Annotated in this window: 14 protein-coding genes; 7 read left to right on the top strand and 7 right to left on the bottom strand. The window is 57.3% G+C overall.

Annotated elements, in window-relative coordinates:
- Nucleotides 1–10 precede the first annotated feature (10 nt).
- Both ACQG2Q_RS07735 and ACQG2Q_RS07730 read left to right on the top strand, forming a co-directional pair.
- Complete coding sequence (locus ACQG2Q_RS07735) at nucleotides 11–1,225, top strand: MFS transporter (RefSeq protein WP_023299676.1); 1,215 nt, start codon at nucleotides 11–13, stop codon at nucleotides 1,223–1,225.
- A complete protein-coding gene (locus ACQG2Q_RS07730; RefSeq protein WP_063152071.1) occupies nucleotides 1,215–2,027 on the top strand; it encodes a Cof-type HAD-IIB family hydrolase in 813 nt (270 codons plus the stop codon). The genes ACQG2Q_RS07735 and ACQG2Q_RS07730 overlap by 11 nt, the downstream gene beginning before the upstream one ends.
- A gap of 524 nt (nucleotides 2,028–2,551) precedes the next feature.
- Here the strand turns inward: ACQG2Q_RS07730 and ACQG2Q_RS07725 are convergent.
- Complete coding sequence (locus tag ACQG2Q_RS07725; protein WP_045621923.1) at nucleotides 2,552–3,784, bottom strand: MFS transporter; 1,233 nt, start codon at nucleotides 3,782–3,784, stop codon at nucleotides 2,552–2,554.
- Nucleotides 3,785–3,951: 167 nt separating this feature from the next.
- Between ACQG2Q_RS07725 and ACQG2Q_RS07720 the strand changes: the two genes are divergently transcribed.
- The 3 genes from ACQG2Q_RS07720 (at nucleotide 3,952) to deoR (ending at nucleotide 6,122) form a co-directional block, all read left to right on the top strand.
- A complete protein-coding gene (locus tag ACQG2Q_RS07720) occupies nucleotides 3,952–4,680 on the top strand; it encodes a phosphatase PAP2 family protein (RefSeq protein ID WP_063850254.1) in 729 nt (242 codons plus the stop codon).
- A 7-nt stretch (nucleotides 4,681–4,687) separates the two neighbouring features.
- Nucleotides 4,688–5,296: an undecaprenyl-diphosphate phosphatase gene (gene ybjG / locus ACQG2Q_RS07715; RefSeq protein WP_022647555.1), complete on the top strand. Its 609-nt coding sequence runs from the start codon at nucleotides 4,688–4,690 to the stop codon at nucleotides 5,294–5,296.
- A 67-nt stretch (nucleotides 5,297–5,363) separates the two neighbouring features.
- Complete coding sequence (gene deoR / locus ACQG2Q_RS07710; protein WP_022647554.1) at nucleotides 5,364–6,122, top strand: DNA-binding transcriptional repressor DeoR; 759 nt, start codon at nucleotides 5,364–5,366, stop codon at nucleotides 6,120–6,122.
- Between the two features lie 86 nt (nucleotides 6,123–6,208).
- On the opposite strand, the gene dacC is transcribed toward deoR, so the two are convergent.
- Nucleotides 6,209–7,414 carry a serine-type D-Ala-D-Ala carboxypeptidase gene (gene dacC, locus ACQG2Q_RS07705; protein WP_023299674.1) on the bottom strand — a complete coding sequence of 402 codons (1,206 nt, stop codon included), beginning with the start codon at nucleotides 7,412–7,414 and terminating at the stop codon, nucleotides 6,209–6,211.
- Nucleotides 7,415–7,657: 243 nt separating this feature from the next.
- Here dacC and ACQG2Q_RS07700 point away from each other — a divergent pair, with 243 nt between their 5' ends.
- The gene (locus tag ACQG2Q_RS07700) at nucleotides 7,658–8,284 is read left to right on the top strand and encodes a glutathione S-transferase family protein (protein WP_063138193.1); all 627 of its coding nucleotides are present in this window, start codon (nucleotides 7,658–7,660) and stop codon (nucleotides 8,282–8,284) included.
- Here ACQG2Q_RS07700 and ACQG2Q_RS07695 read toward each other — a convergent pair whose 3' ends face one another.
- Together ACQG2Q_RS07695 and bssR are read right to left on the bottom strand one after the other, a co-directional pair.
- Nucleotides 8,285–9,403 (bottom strand): PQQ-dependent sugar dehydrogenase, encoded by a 1,119-nt coding sequence (locus ACQG2Q_RS07695; RefSeq protein WP_038415735.1) that lies wholly within the window; start codon nucleotides 9,401–9,403, stop codon nucleotides 8,285–8,287.
- Nucleotides 9,404–9,509: 106 nt separating this feature from the next.
- Nucleotides 9,510–9,893, bottom strand: a complete 384-nt coding sequence (gene bssR, locus ACQG2Q_RS07690; protein ID WP_063850253.1) for a biofilm formation regulator BssR — start codon at nucleotides 9,891–9,893, stop codon at nucleotides 9,510–9,512.
- A 217-nt stretch (nucleotides 9,894–10,110) separates the two neighbouring features.
- Between bssR and rimO the strand changes: the two genes are divergently transcribed.
- Entirely contained in the window at nucleotides 10,111–11,436 is a 1,326-nt protein-coding gene (gene rimO, locus ACQG2Q_RS07685) for a 30S ribosomal protein S12 methylthiotransferase RimO (protein WP_063850251.1), read from the top strand.
- Nucleotides 11,437–11,555: 119 nt separating this feature from the next.
- On the opposite strand, the gene gsiD is transcribed toward rimO, so the two are convergent.
- From gsiD to gsiB, 3 genes are read right to left on the bottom strand one after another with little or no spacing between them, the layout of a single operon-like run.
- On the bottom strand, nucleotides 11,556–12,467 hold the full coding sequence (gene gsiD / locus ACQG2Q_RS07680; RefSeq protein ID WP_032624585.1) for a glutathione ABC transporter permease GsiD: 912 nt from the start codon (nucleotides 12,465–12,467) through the stop codon (nucleotides 11,556–11,558).
- 1 nt (nucleotide 12,468) lies between these two features.
- Entirely contained in the window at nucleotides 12,469–13,389 is a 921-nt protein-coding gene (gene gsiC / locus ACQG2Q_RS07675; RefSeq protein ID WP_006809475.1) for a glutathione ABC transporter permease GsiC, read from the bottom strand.
- Between the two features lie 5 nt (nucleotides 13,390–13,394).
- Nucleotides 13,395–14,933 carry a glutathione ABC transporter substrate-binding protein GsiB gene (gene gsiB / locus ACQG2Q_RS07670; protein ID WP_032624586.1) on the bottom strand — a complete coding sequence of 513 codons (1,539 nt, stop codon included), beginning with the start codon at nucleotides 14,931–14,933 and terminating at the stop codon, nucleotides 13,395–13,397.
- Between the last annotated feature and the right edge of the window lie 7 nt (nucleotides 14,934–14,940).

The following is a 14,940-nucleotide window of genomic DNA, read 5'->3' as shown; positions in this document are numbered from 1 at the left end:
GCTGATCCCAATGACGCTAACTTCTCCTCGCAAAGCCCTGCATCTGCGCATGTGGGCGCTGTTTATGTTCTTCTTCATACCCGGGCTGCTGATGGCTTCCTGGGCAACGCGCACCCCGGCAATCCGCGATACGCTATCCGTCTCGACGGCGGAGATGGGGATCGTGCTGTTTGGCCTGTCGATTGGCTCGATGAGCGGCATCCTCTGCTCGGCCTGGCTGGTGAAGCGCTTTGGCACGCGCGCGGTGATCCGTACCACCATGTGCTGCGCCGTGGTGGGAATGTTCGCTTTGAGCGTGGCGCTGTGGTTCGCCTCGCCGCTGATGTTTGCCCTTGGGCTGATGGTATTTGGCGGCAGCTTTGGTGCGGCTGAAGTGGCCATTAACGTCGAGGGGGCCGCCGTCGAACAGGCGATGAACAAAACGGTGCTGCCCATGATGCATGGCTTTTACAGTCTCGGCACGCTGGCGGGCGCGGGCGTGGGGATGGCGCTGACGGCGCTGGGCATTGCGGCCAATGTGCACATTTTGCTGGCGGCGCTGGTCTGTATTATCCCGATCCTCACCGGCATCAGGGCTATTCCCGCAGGCACAGGACAACACGCCTCGGACGAACAGAAGTCTGCGGCAAAAGGGTTGCCCTTCTATCGTGATTTCCAGCTAATGCTGATTGGCGTGGTGGTGCTGGCGATGGCATTTGCTGAAGGCTCCGCCAACGACTGGCTACCGTTGCTGATGGTGGACGGGCACGGATTTAGCCCCACCTCCGGCTCGCTGATCTACGCTGGATTTACGCTCGGCATGACCGTCGGACGCTTTACCGGCGGCTGGTTTATCGACCGTTACAGCCGCGTGGCGGTCGTCCGTGCCAGCGCCCTGCTGGGTGGGCTGGGCATCGCGATGATCATCTTTGTGGATGTGGACTGGATTGCCGGTGTGTCGGTGATCCTGTGGGGGCTGGGCGCCTCCCTTGGCTTCCCGCTGACCATTTCCGCTGCCAGCGATACCGGTCCCGATGCGCCGACGCGCGTGAGCGTTGTGGCGACCACGGGCTACCTTGCCTTCCTGGTGGGGCCACCGTTGCTTGGATTCCTCGGTGAGCACTACGGGTTGCGCAGCGCCATGCTGGTGGTGTTAGGGTTAGTGATTATTGCCGCCCTGGTGGCGCGTGCGGTGGCAAAACCGGAAGCAGAACAAACGACAATGGAGAAGGGATATGAGCGTTAAACTGATTGCAGTCGACATGGATGGCTCCTTCCTGAGCGATGCGAAAACCTATAATCGCGCGCGTTTTCTGGCGCAGTACGCGCGCATGAAAGCGCAAGGCATCCGTTTTGTGGTCGCCAGCGGAAACCAGTACTACCAGCTGATCTCATTTTTCCCCGAGATCGCCCATGAAATCGCCTTCGTCGCCGAAAACGGCGGCTGGGTGGTGGATGCGGGCGAAGACGTGTTTAACGGCGAACTGTCGAAAGAGCATTTTCTGACCGTCGCCACCCTGTTAAACGACGTGCCCGGCATTGAGATAATTGCCTGCGGAAAAAACAGCGCCTACACGCTGAAAACGTATAACGACCTCTTCAAAGAAATTGCGGCGAAATACTATCACCGCCTTGAAAGCGTCAGCAGCTTTGACAACCTCAACGATATTTTCTTCAAGTTCGGGCTTAACGTCTCTGACGACGAAATACCGCGCATTCAGGCGCTGCTGCATGAGAAGCTTGGCGACATCATGGTGCCGGTGACCACGGGTCACGGCAGTATCGACCTGATAATCCCTGGCGTGCACAAAGCTAACGGCCTGCGGATCCTGCAAGCGCGCTGGGGCATTGAGGACAGTGAAGTGGTGGCCTTTGGCGACAGCGGTAACGACGTGGAGATGCTGCGCCAGGCTGGGTTTGGCTTCGCGATGGCCAACGCCAGACCGCATATTAAAGCGGTAGCCCGCTATGAAGCGCCAAATAATAATGACGAAGGGGTGCTGGAGGTGATTGATATGGTGCTGGAGGGGAAGGCGCCGTTTAATTGATTCCGTGCGGTCTGGTGCCCTCACCCTAACCCTCTCCCACAGGGCTGAGGGTTCCCCACAAAATAATGCCTGCACAGATGGCCCCCTCTCCCTTGAGGGAGAGGGCTGGGGTGAGGGGGAACATACGGCTCTGGTGGTCATTCCGTTCACTTTATGTTCCTTGCTACTCTGTCACGACATGACCGGTGAACGTGCCAGGGTGGCTCAGTCGCCACCACCCTGGCGACCCGGGCTTCCGGCGGAAAATCGCCGCTTCGCGGTGCCTTCGGCTTATTCCTTCCGGCTTATCGGGGACGGGCGGAGGTAACATCCCTGTAAAGCCCGCCCTCTCGGCGCATCCCTGCGCCTCGCCCCGGCCTACAGGAAACGCCTCAGCGATTTACAGCCGGACCGAGGCATCGCTGAAAGCCCTCAGTTATTCTGAGGCAACGTTATCGCTTTTGCTTTCAAATTACTGGGGATCCCTAAGCCCACAGGCAGAGGGAACTGTCCCGAGCTCGCCCAGGGGGGAGAGGGAATAAGGATTACGGTTGCAGGGCATTTCCGACGCGTTTGTCCTTCAGGAACACCACCATCAGACCTACCCACAGCACACCGTTTGCGAGATTGAACAGGCTGAACAGCCCGTTACCGCCGAAAGCATAGGCATGTTTGCTCACCTCAATACCGACAGTGAAAATCAGCATTTGCAGCATCCCCATCGCGGCAGACACCGTGCCTTTACTCATTTCACTGGCGAACAGCGTCAGGCGCACCAGGCCAGCATTCGCCACGCCGATACCAAACGCGTAAACACTCAGCCCCGCCGTCATCCACAGGTACGCATGAGACGAGGCTACGGTCGCCACCGCCGCGATAATCAGCCCTGCCGCTATGGGCCAGCCGCCCAAAATAATCAGCGAACGCACGGTACGGCGTGACGTCAGACGCGCCAGCACCAGGTTACCGATAATCAGCGCGCCAAAAATCGGCACCTGTAACAGGCCATACTCATAGCTGCTAAGCTGTTCGCCGCTGATGATAATGACCGGCGACTGGGCAATCCACGCCAGCAGCGGCAGGCTGACAAAGCCCGTCGCCAATGCGCCCGCGACAAAACGGCCATTTTTCAGCACCGCCTTATAATCCCGCCCCAGCTCTTTAAGCGAGAGCTTTTCGCCCAGGCGGGTGGCGGTTTCCGGCATCGCACGGTGCAGGCCAAAGAAAGAGATAGCCGCAAGCGCGGCAAAGAGGACGAACATCCCCTCCCACGGCGCGACGTGAACCCATGCGGCTCCCACCAGCGGCCCAAGAAGCGGTGCAATCAGTGCCACGTTTGCCATCAGCGCGGTAATTTTGATACACACCGCCTCCTCAAACGACTCCTGAATAGCGGCATAGCCCACGGCGCCAATAAAGCACAGGCTCACGCCCTGAAGGAAACGCAGCAGTGTGAACTGCTCAATACTCTGCGCCAGCAGCGTGGCGAGACAGGTGACGATAAACCACACTACGCCCGTCAGCATCACCGGACGGCGGCCAATACGATCCGACAGCGGCCCTAACAGCCACTGTAAAAACATGCCACCCGCCAGATAGGCGGTCATGGATGTAGGTACCCACTCAATACCTGCGTTGTACTGCTCAACCACAGCCAGCATGCCTGGCTGGATCATGTCGTTGCCGATGTAGGTAGAGAATTCGTAAAGCACCAGACACAGAGGAAAAAGTAACGCCTGACGACCCAGACGATTACCGGAAGAAGAACGGTTTATCATGCAATCTCTTTAGTATGAAAAAATCGCGATGAGTGTAATGAATTGCCGCTGTCTGAGATAGCACAATCATGTGAAAACTCAGAAATAAGGCACTTATCGTTGTTGTTTAAGGTTTCCTTAAGTTGCCCTCCCTATGATAGTGCTATTTCACGTTATTGACCGAAACTATGACACACACCGTCAGCCCTTCAGAATTATCTAAGTTACCGACAAATAAGACAAAACGCCTTTACCGTTTGCCTGCCCGCTTTTATGGTTATCAACTTTTCGTGCTTATTGCCCTTGCGGTGCTTTTTACCTGGCTTTCGCGCGATGAATCGCTTGACCGATGGATAACCGGTTTCTGGTATGACGCAGCGACGCATCATTTTCCGCTACAGCAAAACCCGTTGCTGGATCTGCTGAACCATCGGCTGGCGAAATATGTGACCATTGTTATCGCTGCCGCATCGCTGATTTACGGCGCTTACAAACGCAATGCCCGACTGGTAACGGCCGCGCTTCTGATGGGGCTGGGTGCGCTGGTAGTAGGGGTGCTGAAAAGCATAAGCCACCACAGCTGTCCGTGGGATCTGGTGGAATATGGCGGCAGGTCCGTTTCGTATCCCCTGTTCAGCGCCGTTCCGGCAGACAGCGGACCGGGACGCTGCTTTCCCGGCGGCCACGCCTCCAGCGGGTTTATGGTGATGGGGCTGTTTTTTGCCTTCTGGCGTGAACGTCCGCGCCTGGCATGGTCCTTTGTCGCGTCAGGCGTTGTTATGGGGCTGGTGATGGGCTTCGGGCAGGTCATGCGCGGCGCGCATTTTTTCTCTCACAACCTGTGGGCCGGGTGGTGGGTCTGGTTTTCCCAGGTGCTGGTTTACGGGCTGGTTTCCGCCCGGTTTGCTAAAGAGTAACGAGATTATGTTAGAAAATCTGAACTACGAACTGTTTTACCTGCTCAACGCCACACCGTCGTCACCGGAATGGATGATCGATCTCGCCACCTTCATTGCGAAAGATCTGATTAGCATTGTACCGGCGCTGGCGGTGATCCTCTGGTTATGGGGACCTCGTACACAGGTCACCGCCCAGCGCCATCTGGTGATCAAAATGGCGATGGCAATTGGCGTGAGCGTGCTGGCAAGCTACGTGCTGGGTCACGCCTTCCCGCACGATCGTCCTTTTGTCGATCGCGTCGGCTACAACTTCCTGCACCATGCGCCGGATGACTCGTTCCCGAGCGATCACGGCACGGTGATCTTCACCTTTGCGCTGGCCTTCCTGTTCTGGCATCGCCTGTGGTCCGGCGTAGTGCTGATGGGCGTGGCAGTCGCCATCGCCTGGTCCCGCGTCTACCTGGGAGTGCACTGGCCGCTGGATATGGTCGGCGGTTTCCTGGTGGGGCTGATGGGCTGCGTCAGCGCAGCCATCCTGTGGAGCCTCTTTGGCCCGGCGCTTTATCGTGGATTATCACAGGCCTATCGCGTTCTGTTTGCCCTTCCGATCCGCAAAGGCTGGATACGTGACTAACCCCGGTCCGTCAGGTTACACTTGAGCCCCCGCCCTGCGGGGGCTCACTTTTTTAGCCCGAGGATCTATGGAAACACGTCGCGATGACCGCATTGCTCAGCTGCTTCAGGCGCTGAAGCGCAGCGATAAGCTGCATCTTAAGGAAGCCGCTTCCCTGCTTGGCGTGTCTGAAATGACCATTCGTCGCGATCTGAACAGCGACAGCGCCCCCGTTGTGCTGCTTGGCGGGTATATTGTTCTGGAGCCGCGTAGCGCCAGCCATTATCTGTTAAGCGATCAAAAAACACGCCTGGTGGAAGAGAAGCGCAAAGCCGCGCGGCTCGCCGCCTCGCTGGTGCAGCCGCATCAAACGCTGTTTTTTGACTGCGGTACGACAACCCCGTGGATCATTGAGGCCATCGACAGCACCGTTCCCTTTACCGCCGTCTGTTATTCGCTAAATACCTTCCTGGCCTTGCAGGAGAAACCAGCGTGCCGGGTGATTTTGTGTGGCGGCGAATTTCATGCCAGCAACGCCATCTTCAAGCCGCTGAATATTCAGGACACGCTGAGCAATGTATGCCCTGATATCGCCTTTTACTCTGCGGCGGGCGTGAATGTGAAACAGGGGGCAACCTGTTTTAATCTTGAAGAGTTACCGGTGAAACAGTGGGCGCTCAACGCCGCGCAGCAGCATGTGCTGGTGGTTGATCACAGTAAATTTGGCAAGGTCCGTCCGGCAAGGATGGGAGAACTGTCGCGCTTTGACGCCATCGTCAGTGATTGCCGCCCGGATGACGAGCTGGTGGCATACGCGAAAGCGCAGCAGGTGAAGTTGATGTATTGAGGTTATGCCGGGTGGCGCTGCGCTTACCCGGCCTACGTTCGAGCCGTTGTAGGCCGGGTAAGGCGAAGCCGCCACCCGGCAAAAACTTAGCTGAACCAGCTGCCAAACCAGCCGTGGAATTTCATTAACACAAAGTCCCACATCCGGCTGAAGAAGCCGCCCTCTTCCACCGCTTCCATTACCACCAGCGGACGCTGCTCAATAGATTTGCCGTTAAGCTGGAAATCTATCGTCCCGACCACCTGACCTTTTTTCAGCGGTGCGGTGAGCTGTGGCTCGGTCAGGGTATAGCTGGCTTTCAGGTTTTTCAGCTGACCGCGTGGAATGGTGACGGAACCCGCTTCACCCGCTCCCAGGTTTACTTCACTTTTATCACCAAACCAGACACGCTGGCTGACGAAGGTGGCGTCCGGCTTAATCGGCGTGACGGTTTCAAAGAAGCGGAAACCCCAGGTCAGCAGTTTTTCGGATTCGTTAAAACGAATTCGGTCGGTTTTCGTTCCCAGCACCACTGAGATCAGGCGCATATCGCCCTGCGTCGCAGAAGCCACCAGGTTGTATCCGGCCCCGGCAGTTGTACCGGTTTTCATGCCGTCCACGTTAACGTTACTGCTCCACAGCAGACGGTTACGGTTAGGCTGGCGGATATTGTTGAAGGTAAACTCTTTCTCTTTATGGATAGCGTACTCATCCGGCACGTCATGGATCAGCGCTTTGCCCAGCAGCGCCATATCGCGCGCGGTACTGAACTGACCCGGCGCATCCAGGCCGTGAACAGTTTTAAAAGTGGTATTGGTCAGACCCAGTTTTTTCGCGTAGCCATTCATCAGCCCAATAAATGAGTCCTGACTGCCCGCGACGTAATCGGCCAGCGCAATACAGGCATCATTTCCCGACTGAATAATAACCCCTTTATTCAGATCGGACACGGAGACCTGGTCGCCAGGCTTCAGGAACATCACGGACGAGCCGCGCAGCGCCGGATTACCGGTCGCCCAGGCATCTTTCCCGACGGTGACCATGTCATTCAGCTTGATCTTGCCCGCTTTCAACGCCTGGCCGACCACATAGCTGGTCATAATTTTCGTCAGGCTCGCCGGGTCGAGTTTTTCGTCGGCGTTACCTTCCGCCAGCACTTTCCCGCTGGCGTAATCCATCAGGATCCAGGCGCGCGCATCAACAGGCGGCGCTTCGGGCGCTGTCTGTTCCGCCGCATGGAGCGTTGGGGCAAAAAGGAAAAGCAGCGCCGAGCCTGCCGCCAGGCTGCGCAGAGAGGAAGTTTTTTGCGTCATAAATGCCACCCGAGTGTCCATTCTAAAAATCACGTCACAATCACCGTGTCGCAAGAAGCGATGAGTAATAGCGCACTACAGCCTTCAAAGAAACCTGTTCCAGGTAAAGTTTTTAAAGTTTATGCAATAACATTCAGATACGCTTTGATTGCGGTGTTTTTTTTAGCATCTGTTGCGTAATTGTTAGGTTTATCTCACCATGGCGAAAAGCTGACTCGGATTCACATCTCATCGGGAGTAAATATGATTACGCTGTGGGGCAGGAACAATTCGACCAACGTGAAAAAAGTGCTCTGGACGCTGGAAGAGCTGGATTTACCGTTTAAGCAGGTTATGGCGGGCCTGGAGTTTGGCGTGAATAAAGACGCGGACTACCTGGCGATGAACCCAAACGGACTGGTGCCGCTACTGCGCGATGACGAGACAGACGCCACGCTGTGGGAGTCTAACACCATCGTGCGATACCTCGCCGCGCAGTACGGCCAGGGTCGGCTGTGGGTAGAAAATCCAGCCCAGCGCGCGCAGGGCGAAAAATGGATGGACTGGGCAAACCAGACGCTTTCCCCAACGCACCGCGTGATCCTGATGGGGCTTATCCGTACGCCGGAAGCCGATCGTGATTATCCCGCCATTCATGCCGCCCAGGACGCGTGCGAGTCGCTGTTTGCGATGATGGACGACGAACTGGCGAAGCATACCTGGTTCTCCGGCGACACGTTCGGCGTGGGCGATATCGCCGTCGCCCCTTTCGTCTGGAACCTCACTAACATGGGTCTCAGCTGGACCCCGCGCCCTCACCTTGAGCGCTGGATCCAGCAGCTCAGCGAGCGCCCGGCGTATCGCAACGTGGTGATGATCCCGGTGACCTGATTACGACCCGGACGGGCTGACTTTCCAAAGCTGCCCGTCCGTCTCGTCGGTCAGCACGTACAGATAACCATCCGGCCCGACGCGCACATCGCGAATTCGATGATCTTTATCCCCAAGAATGCGCCCGTCCTCCGTCACGGTATTGCCCTTCACGCTCAGCACGATGACGTCTTTCTCCTTCAGCGCGCCGATAAACAGCTTGTTTTTCCATTGCGGGAAGACGTCGCTGTTGTAAAACGCCATGCCGCTGACGGCGGGCGACACTTTCCAGACAAACAGCGGTTTTTCAGTGCCCTCAACGTGCTCGCCTTTCGCTTCCGGGATTTTCAGGCCGCTGTAGTTGATCCCGTGCGTCGCCATCGGCCAGCCGTAGTTTTTGCCTTTTTCAGGAATGTTGATCTCATCCCCGCCGCGAGGGCCGTGTTCATTAAGCCACAGCGCGTCGCTCCACGGGTTCATCGCCATCCCCTGCGGGTTGCGAATGCCGTAAGACCAGATTTCAGGCCGTGCACCGGCGGTGTTCACAAACGGGTTATCCGGCGGCACTTTCCCGTCCTCCGTCAGGCGCACCACCTTGCCCTGAAGCTTATCCAGATCCTGCGCCGTCGGGCGCTGGTTGTTTTCACCTAAGCCAATAAAGAGATGGCCTTTGCCGTCGAACACCAGCCGTCCACCAAAGTGGTTGCCAGTAGAGAGCTTCGGCATCTGTCGGAACACCACCTGGAAGCCCTCAATGCGCGAGAGGTCATCGCTCAACCGCCCGTAGCCCACCGCGGTGCCCGCTTTTCCATCATCACCCGCCTCGGCGAAGCTGAGCCAGATCCGCCGTGATTGTTCAAAATCCGGGGCCAGCACCACGTCCAGCAATCCGCCCTGGCCGCTCGCCCAGACCTTCGGCACGCCGATAATCGGGTCGGAGAGCCCTTTCCCTGCCTGCCAGTGCTTAAGCTGCCCGTCTTTTAGCGTGATCAGCAGCCCCTTATTATCAGGCAGAAACGCCAGCGACCAGGGGTGATCCAGTTTTGTCTGTAGCACGTCGACCTTAACCGTCTCGGGCGCCGCAAGCAGCGAAAGCGGGAATAACAGTGCAGGGAGGAAAAGCAGCGAGGATCGAGGCATAACGCACTCCTTTATCGGCATATGGCTTAAAGATTAGCCACTGTTCCCGGGTGCGTTAACACTTTTACAAAAGCTTAATCAAAAGGGGGAGTTGCCTCCCCCGGGTTCAGTGTCGGGCAAGCTTTTCCGGCTTGTTCAGACACATGATGCAAAGCGCGAGCGTGGTCAGGCAGTTTTCAAGCTTCTCCGCGTTAACGGCAATAAAATTCGGGCAGTCGTGACGTCCGTTCATCAAACAGACCCCTGCGATGGAAAGCACCTCGGCGGCGCGGCGCAGCGCCACTAATTCGTTTTCAGCGCAGTGCGCTTTCAGGATGGGTGCTTTTTCACGCATGAAATTGCAAAGTTCAAAGAAATTTTCACGCAGATTTTCGCTTTCGCTGACTGACATATACCCTTTCGCCTTGCGGAGTTGCAGATATGCAGCCAGGTCGATTCGGGCGTTGATCAGCTTGTTAAGCAGATCGCGTTTCAGTCTGTCAACGGACATGCTATTTCCTCCTCTGTCAGCCATGTTACCCTATTAATAATAAGGTCATTTTTTGTACAATGTGATGCCTGAGATCAATAAACGATAACTGATTAACATTCTTTACAATGTTACAACGATTGCCCGCCTCAACTGCGCCATCAAGAGTGTATAAATCCCCCGCGATACGCTGTAAAATCCCGCCCTGATAACTCCATAATTGATGAATTTTTAACCTATGAGCAATGTTACGCACCCGCCGAAAATCGGCTTTGTCTCCCTGGGCTGCCCGAAGAACCTGGTGGATTCCGAACGCATCCTGACTGAACTTCGCACTGAAGGCTATGACGTGGTGCCAAGCTACGACAACGCCGACATGGTGATCGTCAACACCTGTGGGTTCATCGACAGCGCGGTCCAGGAGTCACTGGAAGCCATTGGTGAAGCCCTGACGGAAAATGGCAAAGTGATTGTCACCGGCTGCCTGGGCGCGAAGGTGGATCAGATCCGCGAAGTGCACCCGAAGGTACTGGAGATCACCGGCCCGCACAGCTACGAGCAGGTGCTGGAACATGTTCATCACTACGTACCAAAGCCAAAGCACAACCCGTTCCTGAGCCTGGTGCCGGAGCAGGGCGTGAAGCTGACGCCGCGCCACTATGCTTACCTGAAAATTTCCGAAGGCTGCAACCATCGCTGCACCTTCTGCATCATCCCGTCGATGCGTGGCGAGCTGGTGAGCCGTCCGATTGGCGAGGTGCTGGCAGAAGCCAAACGCCTGGCCGACGCGGGCGTGAAGGAGTTACTGGTCATCTCCCAGGACACCTCCGCCTACGGCGTGGACGTCAAACACCGCTCCGGTTTCCACAACGGCGAGCCGGTAAAAACCAGCATGGTCGGCCTGTGCGAGCAGCTTGCTAAGCTCGGGATCTGGACGCGTCTGCACTACGTCTACCCTTACCCGCACGTTGACGACGTGATTCCGCTGATGGCGGAAGGCAAAATCCTGCCGTATCTGGATATCCCGTTACAGCACGCCAGCCCGCGCATTCTGAAGCTGATGAAGCGTCCTGGCTCCGTTGACCGCCAGCTGGCGCGCATCAAGCAGTGGCGCGAGATCTGCCCGGATCTGACCCTGCGCTCCACCTTCATCGTTGGCTTCCCGGGTGAAACCGAAGAAGATTTCCAGATGCTGCTCGACTTCCTGAAAGAAGCGCGTCTGGATCGCGTGGGCTGCTTCAAGTACAGCCCGGTTGAAGGCGCAACGGCCAACGAGCTGGCGGACCAGGTACCGGAAGAAGTCAAAGAGGAACGCTGGAACCGCTTTATGCAGCTGCAACAGCAGATCTCTGCTGAACGCTTGCAGGAGAAAGTGGGCCGCGAAATTCTGGTCATTATCGACGAAGTGGACGAAGAAGGCGCGATTGGCCGCAGCATGGCGGATGCGCCTGAAATCGACGGCGCGGTGTACCTGAACGGGGAAACCAACGTCAAGCCGGGTGATATTATTCGCGTGAAGGTTGAAAACGCCGACGAGTATGATTTGTGGGGCAGCCGGGTTTAATCTTTAACCCCTCACCCCGGCCCTCTCCCCAAAGGGGCGAGGGGGAACAGACCGCACCGAGCAGTCCCCTCTCCCCTCAGGGGAGAGGGTTAGGGTGAGGGGTAAGTTCCTGCAAAAACCTACCCCTTAATCCGCGGATCCAGCGCGTCGCGCAGCCCATCCCCCAGCAGGTTAAACGCCAGCACGGTCAGGAAAATCGCCAGGCTCGGGAAGATCGCCACGTGCGGGGCGATCACCATATCCGCCCGCGCCTCGTTCAGCATCGCGCCCCACTCCGGCGTCGGCGGCTGTGCGCCTAACCCCAGAAACGACAGGCTGGCCGCCGAGATAATCGACACGCCTATGCGCATGGTGAAATAGACCACGATAGACGAGACCGTTCCCGGCAGAATATGGCTGAACAGGATAGTGGCATCGCCGGCTCCCATGCTGCGGGCCGACTCGATAAAGGTCTGCTGCTTCAGCACCAGCGTGTTGCCACGTACCAGGCGCGCGAAAGCGGGAATCGTGAATACCGCCACGGCGATGATGACGTTCGCCATGCCGCTGCCCATCACCGCCACCACGGCAATCGCCAGCAGAATACCGGGAAAGGCAAACAGCACGTCGCAGATACGCATGATGATGCGGTCCCACCAGCCTTCATAGTACCCGGCCACCAGCCCAAGCACGGTGCCAATTGCTGCGCCCATCAGCACCGCAAAGACCCCGGCCGCCAGCGAGATCTGCGCCCCTACCAGCACGCGGCTGAAAATATCGCGCCCGAGCGAGTCCACGCCAAACCAGTGCATCATCGACGGTCCATCGTTCAGCCGGTCGTAATCGAAGTAATTTTCCGCATCAAACGGGGCTATCCAGGGGGCGATAATCGCCACCAGGATCAGCAGTAACACAAACAACCCGGCGACCATAGCGACGGGCTGACGACGGAATCGACGCCAGAACTCAACCCACGGGGTGCGAATATGGTCCGGCCTGATCCCCGGCATAGCGTTTAAAATGGCCTGGCGACGCCAGTTCAGTAACCGCATCTTACTTATACCTGATGGCCGGGTTAATGGCGGCGTACAGCACATCCACCACTAAGTTGATAAGAATAAACTCCAGCGAGAAAAGCAGAACTTCAGCCTGAATAACCGGATAGTCACGCATATCGACCGAGTCGACCAGCAGACGCCCCAGCCCCGGCCAGTTGAAGACCTTCTCTACCACGATAGAGCCGCCCAGCAGGAAGCCGAACTGTAGCCCCATCATCGTGACCACCGGGATCATCGCATTACGAAAACCATGCTTCAGAATGACCCATTTCTCACTCACCCCTTTTGCCCGCGCGGTGCGAATGTAATCTTCGCTCAGCACGTCGACAAACGAGGCGCGGGTGAAGCGGGCCATCACTGCCGCAACGGCTGCGCCAAGCGTCATAGAGGGCAGAATGTAGTGCTTCCAGGTGTCGGCCCCGACGGTGGGCAACCAGCCCAGCTCGACGGAGAAAATCTGCATCAGCAGCATACCCAGCGCAAACGCCGGGAAAGAGATACCGGTGACCGCCAGCGCCATACCGAGCTTATCCGGCCAGCGGTTGCGCCAGACGGCGGCAACGATTCCCGCGCCCAGGCCAAACACAACCGCCCAGCTCATACTGGCAATCGTTAACCAGAAGGTAGGCATAAAGCGGCTGGCAATCTCCTCCGACACCGGACGACGCGACACCATCGAAATGCCGAAATCGCCCTGAAGGACATTGCCAATGTAGCGCAGAAATTGCCGATACAGCGGCTGATCAAGACCGAGCTGTTTACGTACCAGTTCGATAACCGTCGCATCCGCTTCCGGTCCGGCAATCAAACGCGCCGGATCGCCGGGCAGCATGTGGACAAACAAAAACACCAGCACGGCCACAATCAGCAGCGTCGGGATAAGCCCCAGCAGGCGTTTACACACATAATTCAGCATGAGTTTTATTTTAGATCCGCGTCATCAAAGCTAAAGCCCGTATCCGGCATGATGTAAAAACCGGTCAGCGCTTTATTGTGGGCTGAGACCAGTTTTTCCACCACCAGCGGCACCCACGGCGACTCTTTCCAGATAATGTCCTGCGCCTCTTTGTACAGGCGCGCTTTCTCTTCCGGTTTGGTGGTTTTCAGGGCATCGGCCAGATCCTTATCCACCTGCGGATTACTGTAGAACGCGGTATTGAACAGCGTTGGCGGCCAGTTCTGGGAAGCAAACAGCGGCGACAGGGACCAGTCCGCTTCACCGGTTGAAGCCGTCCAGCCGGTGTAGAACATCCGCACGCCGCTCTCTTTCTGTCCTTTGCCTTCCACTTCCGCCGCGCGCTGTCCAGCATCCATCGCCGTGACCCTGGCTTTAATGCCCACCTGTGCCAGCTGCTGCTGGGTAAATTGCAGCACCTTCTGCGCGGTACTGTGGTTATGCGACGACCACAGCGTGGTGCTAAAGCCGTTCGGATAGCCCGCCTCTTTCAGCAGTTCCCGCGCTTTCGCCGGATCGTACGGCCACGGCTGATAGCTCTGCGCGTACTCAATGGTTGGCGGCATCACGCCCGTCGCCGGGGTGGCGTAGCCGGCAAAGGCCACCTTCACCAGTGCCTGGCGGTTAATGGCGTAGTTGATGGCTTCGCGCACCTTCGGGTTATCGAACGGTTTCTGCGTGACGTTCATGCTGATGTAGCGCTGCATAATCGACGGGCTGGCCACCAGCTCCAGCTTGCTGTTTTTCGCCAGCAGCGCTGCCTGTTCGTAGGGGATCGGGAAGGCAAACTGCGCTTCGCCGGTTTGCAGCATCGCGGCGCGGGTATTGTTGTCCACGACCGGCCGCCAGGTGAGGGTATCCAGCTTCGGCAGCCCCGGCTGCCAGTATCCGGCGAATTTCTTCACCTTCACATAATCGGTCTGGTTCCAGGTAAGCAGTTCGTACGGTCCGGTCCCCACCGGGTGGAAGCCAATCTCTTTGCCGTATTTCTTTAACGCCGCAGGGGAAATCATCACCGTCGCGGGATGCGCCAGGATATTGATAAACGCCGAGAACGGCTCTTTGAGGGTGATCTTCACCGTCGCCGGATCAACCACCTCGGTTTGGGCGATATTTTTATACAGGTTGTAGCGCTTAAGACCGTTTTCCGGATTGCTGGCTCGGTCCAGGTTGACCTTAACCGCCTCGGCGTTGAAGTCGGTGCCGTCCTGGAACTTCACGCCGGTACGGAGCTTAACGGTATAGACCAGCCCGTCGTCCGACACGGTATAACCTTCCGCCAGCACGTTTTTCAGCTTCATCTCGCGGTCCAGGCCGAACAGCCCCTGGTAGAAGGATTTTGCCACCGCCTGAGAAAGGGTGTCGTTAGCATCATACGGATCCAGCGTCGTGAAGTTAGACCCCACAGCCACCACCACGTCTTTCGCCGCGATCGCGGGGGCGGCGGCCAGCGCAGCCGTCACGCTCGCGGCAAGCAGCCATTGACGAGCAACAAAAGGAACCATTGTGTTC

This window comes from Enterobacter cloacae complex sp. 370H10 (assembly GCF_050031535.1).
GTDB lineage: Bacteria > Pseudomonadota > Gammaproteobacteria > Enterobacterales > Enterobacteriaceae > Enterobacter > Enterobacter intestinihominis.
This window is presented reverse-complemented; position numbering and strand designations above follow the sequence as displayed.